Here is a 12,116-nt window from a genome sequence, read left to right as displayed (position 1 = left end):
TTAACGCCTCCCGTATTTGCGGAACAGCCAGTACACGCCGCCCAGGACGGCGACGATGATGAGCACGCCGATCCAGCCCCAGAGCACCGAGGTTTTGACCGTGACCCGGAGCGCCGCATCCGCGGACTTCTCCGCCGCCTGCGCGGTCAGACCGACGACGTAATCGCCGGAGAGCGATTTGCCGGACGACTTGATCGTGGCCGTGACAGGCACGGATTCGCCCGCCTTGATCGACGAAATCGATTTGGGCTCGAACGTAACCTCCCAATCCGTCGGCGCCGTGTTCGTCAGGCTGACGTTCGTCAGCTCGGCCGTACCCGTGTTTTTAACCGCCAGCTCCAGCGTCCGCTTGCCGCCGGCCGTCAGGTTCGTGCTGAGCACTTGATTGCTCGTCGACAGATCGATGCCGTACGTGCCGGTAATGACCGCTTCCATCGTGACGTCGGCCGACGTGCTGCTGTTGGAGGCGTGGACCGGTATTTTGTAGGTGTCGGCCGCAGCTTTTTCCGAAGGCGTCAATGTCAGCGTGATGGACGTGGTCGCATTGGGCTCGACGTCGACGGCCGTCACGTTTTTGCCGTCTGCGCTGAATCTGGCATCCCAGCCGGCCGGCGGCTCTGCGGTCAACGCATATTGCTGCTTGCTTGCGGTCCGGTTGGCGAGCGTCAGATTGTAGGTGAACGTCGAGTCGCTGTGCCCCTCCATATTCGGCTGCTCGGCGCTAAGCTCGGTTTTGTAGGTGCCCTGCTCGGTGACGTTGATCTTCAGGCTCAAGCTGCCGAACGTGCCGGCGTTCAGCTGCACGGTATAGCTTCCCTTGGCGACCTCGAACGGCACCAGCACGCTCAAGTTCACCGATTGCGACTCCTTCGGCTTGACGGCGACCTCGGAGATCGGATGGCCGCCGGCCGTCAGATCGGTTTTCCATTCCTTGCCGGGAGCCGTGTAGCTGAGCGCCGCAGTCTCGATGCCGTCGCCGTCGTTGATCAGATCGATGTCGTAGGAGATCGATTCGCCGGGCGCCGCGGACAGGCTCACATACGGCGTGTACAGCTTGGCCGTGCCGGCGGCCGCTGCGGGCGCGGAGAGCGCGATCAGGCCGATTGCCGCGAGCAGCGTCATCATGAGGCTTGCGAGTTTTTTGGAGCGGATTTTTAACATTTGAACGAGACCTCCCTAAGCACTTTTTTTTCACATGGAGTACGCGGGAGAGGCGGCGGCGGATTTAATTTTTGGCCGGTTTTTCACATAAAAAATCGCTTAAAGGAAGCTTAAAATCAGATAAAAATCGCGCGAAAGCGATGCGCGGAAAGCGCCGAATCTGCTATGAATAAAAGTAGTTATGCTATCGATCGGAGGTAGAACGCGTATGAACGGGACTTCGGCGGAGATTGTCCTGGAGATGGCCGAATGGCTGAGGAAAATGGAGATGGGCGACCCGCACGCCTTCGAAAAGCTGTATGAGCATGCCGTGCCTCAGCTGCTGCCGCTGGCGTGCCAGCTGCTCGGCGACCGGATGGAGGCCGAGGATGTATGCCACGACGTGCTGCTCGCCGTCATCCGCAGACCCGGGCGGTACGACCCGGCGCGAGGTTCTGTGCAGGCTTGGCTCGCCGTCCAGGTCAAGAGCCGATGCCTCGATCGGCTCCGCAAGCGCAGCCGGACGGTGCTGACGGGCTCCTCGGGCGAGACCGCGCCCGAGGAGCGAACGCACGCGCTGCCGGAGGCGGCCGCGCTGGCCCGGTTCGAGCGGGAGGCGGTGCGGCGTGCGCTCGGGCAGCTGCCCGGGCTGCAGCGGGAGGCGTTGGCGGCGGCCTACTATTCGGCGAGCAGCCAGCGGGAGCTGGCGGACGCCTGGGAGGTGCCGCTCGGCACGGTCAAGTCGCGGGTGCGCTACGGACTCGGCCATCTGCGCAAGGCGCTCGAGCGAATGGGCTGGGGCCAGGGGGACGGAGGCGAGCGCCATGAGTGAGCGCAGATGCGATGTTCCCGAGGAGCGTTGGGTCGACCTGCTCGGCGCCAGGCTGAGCTCGCGGGAGAAGGATGCGCTGCTCGCCCACAAGGACGGCTGTGCGGCCTGTCAGACTGTCTACGGACAGTGGGCGGCGCTGCTCGGCGGCGAGCGGGGAGGACCCACTCCTGACGAGCGCGGCGGACCGGCTGCTGCGGGACGATACGCTGCCCGGCGGCCGGGCGCCCTGCGCGCTGCAGCGGACCGGCACGCTGCCCGGTCCGACGCCCTGCGCGCGGCGATCGGCGGCGCCGATACGGCTCTCTCGGCGACCCGCCGCCTCAGCCTGCGCAGCCGTGCCGCCGCTTATGCCTTCGCCAGACGAACGTCCGCCGCGCTCCGGAACGCCTTCAAGCGCCCGGCCATCGCAGCGGTCTGCGGGCTGGGCGCGGCGGTCGCCGTGCTGCTGATGCTGCTGTATCCGTTCGCGCGCGGCGGGACGGCGCCCGGCGGGAGCCTGAGCCCGGCCGGCTATGCGATGCTGCACGAACCGGACGGCGCAGCCGTCATGAATCAGCCGGACACGGTCATCTACAGTTCCGATTCCGGCTCGCGCTCCGCCGCGGCAGACGGCTGGGCCCGATCGGCCCTGCCTCCCGGAGCCCGGGAGACGTTATGGCTGAACGTTCGGACGCATGAGCTTTTTTTGCTGATGGAAGGGCTGCTGCCTTCGGACCGTACCGACATGCAAGCGTGGGCGCAAACCGGAGGGAAGAGCGCGAACTTGGGCCTGCTGCGGTTCCACGATACGCGCGCTCATCTATACTCCGCTAACGTTCGTCCCGAAGAGTGGGAAGCCCTCCTGCTCACGGTCGAGCCGAAGGGCGGCAGTCCGATGCCGACCGAGCCGGAGACGGCTTCGATCCGGCTGAAGGCGCCCGCGGGAGCGTCCGGGACGTCGAGCGACTAGACGCTGTCCCCGGCGGTCGCCGGCCGCGATCTGAGGATGCCGCCGGTCAGAAAAGCGACTAGCGACAGCGCCAGGCTGACGGAGGCGAACAGCCCGATCGCCGCGTAACCTCCGGCATGCACGTACAGTAGGCCCGCGAGCGAGGCGCCAAGCGTGTTCGCGCCGTTCATCGTCGCATTGGCGAGGCTTGAGATCGTCCCTCGCAATGTCGCGTTGAGCGAGGTCAGCGCCGCCATGATGATCGGGAACAGGACGCCGAGAATCGCGAAGACGAAGAAGTAGACGGCCGTCGCCGCGTACAGATGCGGCAGGCGGGGAATGACCACATACATCGCGACGAGCAGTGTCAACCCGATCGCCACCGCGCGGACGGTGCCGAGCTTGCGCGCGGCGAAGGCGCTGATCGTGCTGCCCAGCAAGTTGCCGAAGCCCAACACAAGCATGGCTCCGCCGATCTGCCCAACCGACAGGCTGAAGCTGTCGGCCATCCACTTGCCGGCGAAGGCGAATGCGGTGCCGCCTCCCAGGTGCAGCAGCAGGTAAGCGAGGAACCCGCTCCGGGCTCTGCCGCTGCGGATGAGCGGCACGTACCGGCGGAAAATCGAGCCGCGGCCGGCCGTGGCGCCGGAAGGTCTCATGTCGGGCAGCAGGCGGTAGGCGAAGGCGGCGAGTGCGAGCGACAGGGCGCCGATCGTCCAGAACGGCAGCGACCAGCCGCCGGCCGCCAGCCAGCTGCCGATCGGCACGCCGAGCGCCTGGGAGGCGGCAAGACCGGCATATGCGACGCCCATCGACTTGGCTATTTTGTGCGGAGGCATCACGGCCGGAATGGCTGCCCATACTTGCGGCGCGGTGAACGCCGCGCTGATCCCGGCGAGCAGACGGAACAGGCACATCGACCAGAAGTCTTGCGCGAAGCCGCACAGCACCGTCGAGACGGAAAAGGCGATCAAGCCGCAGAGCATGACGGTCCTCCGGTTCCAGCCGTCGGACAGCGGGCCTGCGATCAGGGCGAATACGGCGGAGCCGAGCGTATATGCGCCGAGCATCCATCCCGCCTTGCCGGTCGGCGCGCCGAACGCTTCCTGAAGCGTCGGCAGCAGGGGAGAGATGAGGAACGTATCGGTTCCGATCATGAACATCACGAGAAAAAACAAAACGGTAAACTTAAACATCGTCGGTCACTCCCGTCACATAGTTGCTTGCGATTCCGATCATAAGGCATAATGGTGACAACAATTGTCATGAACCTTTGCTGCCGCTAAGAAAGGTTCGGGAGGAGCCGCCATGCCCAAATCGAAACGGCTGATGGAGCTGATGATGACGGTCAATCGCAAGCGCCGGTTCAAGGTGCAGGAGCTGGCCGACGAATTCGGCGTATCGAAGCGCACGATATTGAGGGATCTGCAGGAGCTGAGCGAGCTTGGCGTGCCGCTGTACTCGGAGGTAGGCCCGCACGGCGGTTACCAGGTCGTCCGGGAACGTGTGCTGCCGCCGATCGCCTTCACGGAGGAGGAGGCGGTCGCGATGTTTTTTGCTGTGCATGCGCTGCGGCATTACAGGTCGCTGCCGTTCGAGGCGGAGTCCGCTTCGGCGCTCAGCAAGTTTTATCTGCATATGCCCGGCGACGTCAGGGACCGGATCGACGGTATGAAAAACCGGGTGGACTTCATCACGCCGATGAGAAGGGGCGACGCGCCGTGCCTCGCCGTGCTGCTCGATGCGGCGGTGCGCCAGCAGGTGCTCTCCATCGTCTATGCGACCAAGGAGGAGGGCGAGCGCCGCCGCCTGATTCAGCCCGTACGCATCTATGCGAACAACGGCCTGTGGTACTGCACGGCCTACTGCTTTTTGCGATCGGGCTACCGCGTGTTCCGCTGCGACCGGATTCGCGAAGCCGCGCGCGACGACTCGGGCATGGAGCCGCTCGTCCTGGGCGACATGCGCCTGAGCCGCCACGAAGCCGCCGAGCTGCGGGAGCCCGTGCGCCTTCGGGTCGAGCTGAGCCGTGCGGGCGTACAGCGCTGCGAAGCCGAGCTGTGGCTCGCGCCGATGCTCGATATGCGCGAAGACGGCAGCGGCTTTATCGATCGCGACGTAGACGGCGGCGACATTCCGTTTTACGCCGATTTTTTCATCGGACTGGGCGGGGAGGCCGCTGTGGCGGGGCCCGAGGCGCTGCGTGAGGCGATTCGCGCCAAGCTGTCCGAGATGCTGCTGCGATACGGCTGATACTCGAGCTTCCCGGACCGGACAATCACCCATTAGAAAAAGAAAAAACGTTGAATCGCCGCCCGGGCGGAGCTTCAACGTTTTTTTGATCTGATGACGTTCAGTTTGGCGAGCTGGCAAGTTGTTAAGCTGGCGGGTACATGGCGGTTTTAGCGCGCCGCCGGCCTTCTGTTTGACGGCAGCAGATCCGCCAAGCGGGCCGCGCCGCCTTTTTGCCGCTGCAGAACCGCGAGCGAGCGCTTGATCTCCCACGCTTTGCCGACCCAGCGGATGCGGTCGGGCCCCTCGTATCGTTTAAGCATATTCGAATCCTCCCCGGATGTCCCGCCGGCCGCGTGACGCTCGTCTTGCATTCGGCGGGACAAGTCTTTATGTTTGTTGTATGCGCCGGTGCGCCGGCTGATGACAGCATCTTATCGAAGCGGAGGACAAGTATATGAACGCGAACAACGAAGGCGGCAGCACGTCCAACCATCCCTATTACGAGGAAACGATATCGACCGACAAGCGGTTCGACGGCCGCATCATCTCGCTGCAGGTGGACACGGTACGGCTGCCGGGAGGCGCTACGGCGACGCGCGAGATCGTGAAGCATCCGGGCGCGGTGGCGGTGATCGCCGTTCTGGACGGCAAGCTGCTCGTCGTCGAGCAGTTCCGCAAGCCGCTCGAGCGCATGCAGGTCGAGATTCCGGCCGGCAAGCTGGACGCGGGCGAGGAGCCGGAGGCGGCGGCGCTGCGCGAGCTGGAGGAGGAGACGGGGTACCGGGCCAAAAGCATCCGCCACGTGCGGACGTTTGCGACCTCGCCGGGCTTTGCGGACGAGTTGATTCATCTGTACTTCGCCGACGAACTCGAGGCGGGACAGGCGCAATTGGACGAGGATGAGTTTCTGGACTGCGACGCGCTGACGCCGGAGCAGGCGGATGCCTACATCCGCGACGGACGCATCTGCGACGCCAAGACGCTGCTGGCCGTGCTCGTCTGGCGCCACTACCGCCAGACGGGAGAATTCGGCGCATGAGCGGGCTACGGCCCTGCTATGCCGATATGCACGTGCATATCGGCAGCAGCGCGGACGGCCAGCCCGTGAAGATCAGCGCGAGCCGGAGCCTGACCTTTCAGTCGATCGCGGAGGAAGCGTCAGAGCGCAAGGGAATCGCGCTCGTCGGTGTCATCGACTGCCACGCGCCGGCCGTGCAGGACGATATCGAGCGGCTGCTGGACACCGGCGAGATGGCCGAGGTGCCGGGCGGGGGCATCCGTTACCGCGACACGGTCATTTTGCCCGGCGTGGAGATGGAGGTGCGGGACGAGGGCTGGGGCGGCGGCCCCTACCATCTGCTCGCTTATTTGCCGTCGCTGGCGGCGATGAAGGACTGGACCCGCTGGATGGAGCCGCGGATGAAAAACGTAACGCTAAGCTCCCAGCGGATACGCGTCACGGGGCGCGAGCTGCAGCGCGAGCTGCTGGACCGGGGCGGCCTGCTCGTGCCGGCCCATATTTTCACGCCGCACCGCGGCCTGCTGGGCTGCTCGGCGGACCGCATATCCGACCGACTCGATCCTGACGGGATCGCGGCGGTCGAGCTGGGCCTCAGCGCCGACAGCGCGATGGCGGGGCGTCTGTCGCAGCTCGACCGCTACGCCGTGCTGACGAACTCCGACGCCCACTCGGCGGCGATGATCGGACGCGAATGCAACGAGCTGCTGATCGCGGAGCCGTCGTTCGCCGAGTTCGCTGCTGCGCTGAGCGGCACGGACGGCAGGCGGGTGACGGCCAACCTGGGGCTGCACCCGATGCTGGGCAAGTACCACGCCAGCTTCTGCCCGTCCTGCAAGTCGCCGCTCCCGAACGGCGCGGCGGCAGATGTCTGTCCGGCGTGCGGGAGCCCGCGGCTCGTGACCGGCGTCGACGTCCGCATCCGGCGCCTGGCCGACCGGGAGACCGCGGTTTGGCCGGCCGGAAGGCCGCCCTACCGGCATCAGGTGCCGCTTCACTTCTTTCCCGGCGTCGGGCCGCGGATGAGAGAGCGGCTGCTGCGCGAGGTGGGCACGGAGATGGACGTCTTGCACAGGCTCGACTTCGAAGCGATCGCGGCCGTGGCGGGAGAACGGATCGCGAGGGCGATCGTCGATGCGCGCGCCGGCAAGCTGACGATGACGGCCGGCAGCGGAGGCAAGTACGGGAAGCTCGAAGGGTAGCTGGCCTATCCGAACTTGCATGCATGAGCTTGCATATTCGGGACGAGTCCTGCATACGTATAGGCGTTGGAACAAGCTTATGCGGGGAGGCGGAGGCGACTTGAAGCTGAAGCCCGTAAGTATGACGGATCGCGGCAGTCTCAATCTGTATTTGTTCGTCGGCGTGCTGATCGCGGTCGGCGCCGTGTTCGGCGCGCTTCTCGTCAACGCGCTGTCGCTCGAGCAGCAGCAGAGCCTGTCCGACAAGTTGGCGGCGTATTTTGGCGGCACGGCATCCAATGCACCGGCCGTCGAAGGCTTCCGCGAGCGGCTTTTTTTTCATCTGAAATGGCTCGCGCTCATCTGGCTGCTCGGCATATCGGTCGTGGGCAGTCCGTTCGTGCTCGCGCTCGATTTTCTCAAAGGCGTGCTCATCGGCTTCGCAATCGGGCTGACCGTGCGTCATCTGGCCTGGCAGGGCGTCGCGGTATCGCTCGCCGTCATCGCGCCGCAGAACCTCGTCATCGTGCCCGCACTCGCCGTCGCGAGCGTATCCGCGCTCCGCTTCGCGTATTACATCGGCCGCGAGCGGCTGTTCCTGGGCGGCGGCAGGCTGCTCCCGCCGCTGGCGGCACATACGGGCGTTGCCGCGACAATGCTGCTCGTGCTAGCCGTCGCTTCGATGTGGGAGACGTTCGTCGTGCCGCATATCGTCTCGGGTCTGGCGCGCTGGATTTCCTGAATCGGCAGCTGCGGTTTGACTTCCCCAAGAAGCTCCCCCTATAATGAAACCAAGTGTGTTTTGGGGCGGAGGGGGAGCGACATGGAGGCCCGAATTGACAAAGTGAAGCAGCAGCTGCAGTCCCAGGGCTACAAGCTGACCCCGCAGCGGGAAGCGACGGTCCGGGTGCTGCTGGAGAACGAAGAAGATCATCTGAGCGCCGAAGACGTATTCATGCTGGTGAAGGACAAGGCGCCTGAGATCGGCCTCGCTACGGTGTACCGTACGCTTGAGCTGCTGAGCGAGATGCATATCGTCGAGAAAATGAACTTCGGAGACGGGGTCGCCCGTTACGATCTTCGCACCGATTCCAACAAGCATCATCATCATCACCTGATCTGCGTCCAATGCGGGACGATGTCCGAGATCATGGAGGACTGGCTGACGCCGCTCGAGGAGCGGCTGGAGCGCGAGTACGGGTTCGCCGTTCTCGACCATCGCCTCGACTTCCAGGGCGTCTGCGCCAAGTGCCAGGCCAAGAACGAAGCCGCGTCCAAAGGCACCGAGGAAGCGGCCGCTTCCGGCATCTCCTCCTAAGTCCGCGTCCCGTTCGACATGCGGCATGAGCTAGAAGCGTTCTATCAACCCATATTATCAAACGAAGTCCCTGAAGGCTGCGGCCCTCAGGGACTTTTTCCGTCTTCCCGCTTTTTTTCTCTACCTGATTCCGTTCCGATGCCTGTCCTTTATCGATTCCCGGTCTGCAGCAGCTCGCGGATGCGCCCTTCGATTTTGTCGGGCGTCTCGGTAGGGGCATAGCGCTTCACGACGCGGCCGTTGCGGTCTACGAGAAATTTGGTGAAGTTCCACTTGATCTTGCGTGTGCCGAACAGGCCCGGCGCTTCCTTCGTCAGATGCTTGAACAGCGGGTGCGCATTTTCCCCTTTGACGTCAATCTTGGCGAAGAGCGGGAAGTTCACGCCGTGGTTGAGCTCACAAGCCTGGGCGATCGCTTCGCCCTCGAGCGGCTCCTGGCCGGCGAACTGATTGCTCGGGAACCCGAGCACCGTGAAGCCTTGATCCTTGTAATTTTCGTACAGCTTCTGCAGGCCTTTGAACTGCGGCGCGAATCCGCACTTGGTCGCCGTATTGACGATCAGCACCACTTGACCTTTGTAGTCGGCCAACCGGCGGCGTCCGCCGCGGGCGTCTGCAACCTCGATATCGTAGATGGACATACGATCGCTCCTTTTTGAACAGATGGCGTTCAACGCAAGTTTAATAGCAATAAATTAAATTGTATGCAATTTAAATCGAATGTCAAGCAGTTGACTTCGGCGTCCGCCGGTTTTAAAATTGCATATGATTCGATTGCGAACAATCTAATTTGCTAGCTGCGCGATATCGGAAAGGAGGGCCCATGCGCGAGGAGGACAAGCTGAGGCTGGACAATCAAACTTGCTTTGCCGTATACGCCTGCGCCAAGGAGATCACGAAGCTGTACCAGCCCGTGCTCAAGACACTTGGACTGACCTATACGCAGTACATCGCCATGCTCGCGCTGTGGGAGCGGGACGGAGTCAGCGTGAAGGAGCTCGGCGAGCGGCTGTATCTGGACTCGGGCACGCTGACGCCGCTGCTCAAGAAGCTGGAGTCGCAGGGGCTGCTGACCCGGGTCCGGGATGCGGCCGACGAGCGGCAGCTGCTCATCAAGCTGACGGAGCGAGGCATAGCGCTCAAGGCGCGTGCGCTCGAGGTGCCCGAGCTGGCGTTCTGCCGGACGGGCGTCGACGTCGAGCTGTTGATGAGCGTGCGCAGTCAGATGAACGAATTGATGGCGGCGCTTCAGCCGACCATGGACCGATAATCGAGAACGATACTGGAGAGGAGACTTACTATGTCCGTCTATGAATTCACCGCCCCGTCGATCCGGGGGGAGCAGGTCGAGCTGTCCGCGTACGAGGGCAAAGTGCTCGTCATTGCCAACACGGCGAGCAAATGCGGTCTGACGCCGCAGTATGAAGGGCTTCAGGCGCTGTACGAGCAGTATGCAGACCAAGGACTGGTCGTGCTCGGATTCCCATGCAATCAGTTCGCGGAGCAGGAGCCGGGTTCGGCATCCGAAGTCGAGCAATTTTGCAAGATCAACTACGGCGTTACGTTCCCACTGTTTGCCAAGAGCGACGTCAACGGAGAAAATGCGCTGCCGCTGTTCAAGCATCTCGTCGCAGAGACCGGCGGCCAGGACATCGCCTGGAACTTCACGAAGTTTGTCATCGACCGCGAAGGCAACGTGGTGAAGCGCTTCGAACCGAAGGAAACGCCCGAATCGATGACCGCGGAGCTCGAAGCGCTGCTCTAAACTTCTGCGCGAACGCCGGCATCCAGCCCTGAGCGGGTATCCCGTCATAAGCCGGCATCCAGCCCTGAGCGGACATCCCGTCATGAGTGGGCATCCCGCCTTGAGCCGGCATTCCACCATGATGGGAATCACATCGTTCCCAAGCTGCCGGCAGCCTCCCTATTTGAGAGGACACCGCAGTGAAAGCCTTATCGAACGAGCCTATGTATCCCCTCGTCCTTTTGCGGGCGAGGGGATTTGATTATTCGCGGGAGCGGCGTCGCTGCTCGCAGCGCAGGCCGGCTGCGGCCGGGGCGATCTGCAGCAGGCCGCGCCCGACCGCGCGCCGGCCGCCGGACAGCGGGCGGGCGGCGCTTTTGAGCCTGCGCGCCACGCAGGACGCCGGCAGACGCGGCGCGAGGGCTCGGATGAGGGCCGCGCCGCCGGCGGCATGCGGCGACGACATGGACGTGCCGCTCATGCGCGCATAGCCGCGTCCCGGCGCGGTGGACAGGATGTTGACGCCGGGCGCGGCGAGCGCGATGCCGGCGCCTCTGCTCGAGAACGAGGCTGGGCGGTTCCGCCTCGTCGTGGCGGCGATCCCGAGCACGCCGGGATACCTGGCGGGAGCGTCGATCCTTGGATTGTCCGGCCCGTCGTTGCCGGCCGATGCGGTCATGACGATGCCCGCGCGCCTCGCCCTGGCGACCGCATCGCGAAGCACGCGGCTGCCGCCGGGGAGGCCGAAGCTCATGTTGATGACTTGCATGCGGTTGGCGATACACCAGTCGATGCCCTCCGCGATGTCGGAGACGAAGCCGGTCCCGAACTCGTCCAGCGCCTTCACCGCATACAGCTTGACCTTGGGAGCGACGCCAAAGATGCGCTTGTGGCCCGTGGCGGCGGCAATGCCGGCGACATGCGTGCCATGGCCGTTGTCGTCCTTGAACGAACGGCCGCCCAACGTATTGACGCCGCCCGCGATTGACAGGTCAGGGTTCGGGGAGATACCCGTATCGATGACGGCGAGCCGCGCGCAGGCTCCCTTCGTGCGGTTCCACAGAGGAGGCGCCAATACGCGCGAGATGTTCCACGGTATGCCGGGGCAACCCGGCGCACGCCCTTTGTGAGGCGCGCACGCCAGTCGATTGGCATTTGCGGACTCCCGACGCTTGTGATGCACACGCTCCGGCCCATTCGGCCGCGCGGACTCGCTTCGCTTGCGGCGCGCGGCCCCGCGCCGCAGGCCGTTCGCAGCTGCGGATGCGGGTTTTCCATGTATTTTGGCTCTGCGGTCCGTCTCGATATAAGCGACGTCCGGATGTTTGGCGAGCGCCGTCCAGTCGGTACTTCTGGGAGCGCTGCAGCCGATCATGCGGCAGCCGCGCACCGTCTTGACGGGGCGTATGCCTGCCGCACGTAGCTGGCGGAGACAGCTATCGTAGCCTTTTCGATGCTTCAGGACGATGAGGCTTCTGACCGAGCGAGGACCCTCTCCCGTTTGGACTTTTCTCAGCTGTCTGGCTACCTCTCTGATTTTCCGCTTCATGCGTCTCCCCCTTCTGATGAGAATCATGCTTATGCGATTTGTCCCTGAGAGCATTTTATTGGCGAACGCAACCGATTGTGCGGCGCCCGGGCATCCGCCTGGCATTATCGCTCCATGACGTTCATACCGTGGTAATAGACGCGGACGAGCGTATAGGAGAGGGGAGGGGCG

At 64.0% G+C, this 12,116-nt stretch carries 14 protein-coding genes; 9 read left to right on the top strand and 5 right to left on the bottom strand.

All coding sequences use genetic code 11. From position 1 onward, the window contains the following. Nucleotides 1-1,161, bottom strand: coding sequence for a COG1470 family protein (locus VQ071_RS10195; protein WP_340513880.1), 1,161 nt, complete (start codon nt 1,159-1,161; stop codon nt 1-3). 208 nt (nt 1,162-1,369) lie between these two features. Here VQ071_RS10195 and VQ071_RS10190 point away from each other — a divergent pair, with 208 nt between their 5' ends. Then, nucleotides 1,370-1,972 carry an RNA polymerase sigma factor gene (locus VQ071_RS10190; RefSeq protein WP_340513879.1) on the top strand — a complete coding sequence of 201 codons (603 nt, stop codon included), beginning with the start codon at nt 1,370-1,372 and terminating at the stop codon, nt 1,970-1,972. Further along, a complete protein-coding gene (locus tag VQ071_RS10185) occupies nt 1,965-2,921 on the top strand; it encodes an anti-sigma factor (RefSeq protein ID WP_340513878.1) in 957 nt (318 codons plus the stop codon). Before VQ071_RS10190 ends, VQ071_RS10185 begins: the two co-directional genes overlap by 8 nt. On the opposite strand, the gene VQ071_RS10180 is transcribed toward VQ071_RS10185, so the two are convergent. Then, on the bottom strand, nt 2,918-4,096 hold the full coding sequence (locus tag VQ071_RS10180; RefSeq protein WP_340513877.1) for an MFS transporter: 1,179 nt from the start codon (nt 4,094-4,096) through the stop codon (nt 2,918-2,920). The genes VQ071_RS10185 and VQ071_RS10180 overlap by 4 nt on opposite strands. A 112-nt stretch (nt 4,097-4,208) precedes the next feature. Here VQ071_RS10180 and VQ071_RS10175 point away from each other — a divergent pair, with 112 nt between their 5' ends. Then, nucleotides 4,209-5,153, top strand: coding sequence for a helix-turn-helix transcriptional regulator (locus VQ071_RS10175; protein WP_340513876.1), 945 nt, complete (start codon nt 4,209-4,211; stop codon nt 5,151-5,153). Nucleotides 5,154-5,302: 149 nt separating this feature from the next. Here the strand turns inward: VQ071_RS10175 and mciZ are convergent, their stop codons facing one another. Beyond that, nucleotides 5,303-5,455 (bottom strand): Z-ring formation inhibitor MciZ, encoded by a 153-nt coding sequence (mciZ, locus tag VQ071_RS10170; protein ID WP_340513875.1) that lies wholly within the window; start codon nt 5,453-5,455, stop codon nt 5,303-5,305. Between the two features lie 134 nt (nt 5,456-5,589). Between mciZ and VQ071_RS10165 the strand changes: the two genes are divergently transcribed. The 4 genes from VQ071_RS10165 (at nt 5,590) to fur (ending at nt 8,652) form a co-directional block, all read left to right on the top strand. Then, complete coding sequence (locus VQ071_RS10165; protein ID WP_340513874.1) at nt 5,590-6,174, top strand: NUDIX hydrolase; 585 nt, start codon at nt 5,590-5,592, stop codon at nt 6,172-6,174. Further along, nucleotides 6,171-7,355, top strand: a complete 1,185-nt coding sequence (locus VQ071_RS10160; RefSeq protein ID WP_340513873.1) for an endonuclease Q family protein — start codon at nt 6,171-6,173, stop codon at nt 7,353-7,355. The genes VQ071_RS10165 and VQ071_RS10160 overlap by 4 nt, the downstream gene beginning before the upstream one ends. 100 nt (nt 7,356-7,455) lie before the next feature. Then, nucleotides 7,456-8,076, top strand: a complete 621-nt coding sequence (gene spoIIM / locus VQ071_RS10155) for a stage II sporulation protein M (RefSeq protein ID WP_340513872.1) — start codon at nt 7,456-7,458, stop codon at nt 8,074-8,076. 81 nt (nt 8,077-8,157) lie between these two features. Further along, nucleotides 8,158-8,652, top strand: a complete 495-nt coding sequence (gene fur / locus VQ071_RS10150; RefSeq protein ID WP_340513871.1) for a ferric iron uptake transcriptional regulator — start codon at nt 8,158-8,160, stop codon at nt 8,650-8,652. Between the two features lie 149 nt (nt 8,653-8,801). On the opposite strand, the gene VQ071_RS10145 is transcribed toward fur, so the two are convergent. Continuing rightward, entirely contained in the window at nt 8,802-9,293 is a 492-nt protein-coding gene (locus VQ071_RS10145) for a glutathione peroxidase (RefSeq protein WP_340513870.1), read from the bottom strand. Nucleotides 9,294-9,475: 182 nt separating this feature from the next. Here VQ071_RS10145 and VQ071_RS10140 point away from each other — a divergent pair, with 182 nt between their 5' ends. Both VQ071_RS10140 and VQ071_RS10135 read left to right on the top strand, forming a co-directional pair. Then, a complete protein-coding gene (locus VQ071_RS10140; protein ID WP_340513869.1) occupies nt 9,476-9,922 on the top strand; it encodes a MarR family winged helix-turn-helix transcriptional regulator in 447 nt (148 codons plus the stop codon). Nucleotides 9,923-9,952: 30 nt separating this feature from the next. Further along, nucleotides 9,953-10,417, top strand: a complete 465-nt coding sequence (locus VQ071_RS10135) for a glutathione peroxidase (RefSeq protein WP_340513868.1) — start codon at nt 9,953-9,955, stop codon at nt 10,415-10,417. 241 nt (nt 10,418-10,658) lie between these two features. On the opposite strand, the gene VQ071_RS10130 is transcribed toward VQ071_RS10135, so the two are convergent. Beyond that, nucleotides 10,659-11,945 (bottom strand): S8 family peptidase, encoded by a 1,287-nt coding sequence (locus tag VQ071_RS10130; RefSeq protein WP_340513867.1) that lies wholly within the window; start codon nt 11,943-11,945, stop codon nt 10,659-10,661. Nucleotides 11,946-12,116 lie beyond the last annotated feature (171 nt).

Source organism: Cohnella sp. 56 (assembly GCF_037963805.1).
In the GTDB taxonomy this organism is placed as follows: domain Bacteria; phylum Bacillota; class Bacilli; order Paenibacillales; family Paenibacillaceae; genus Cohnella.
This window is presented reverse-complemented; position numbering and strand designations above follow the sequence as displayed.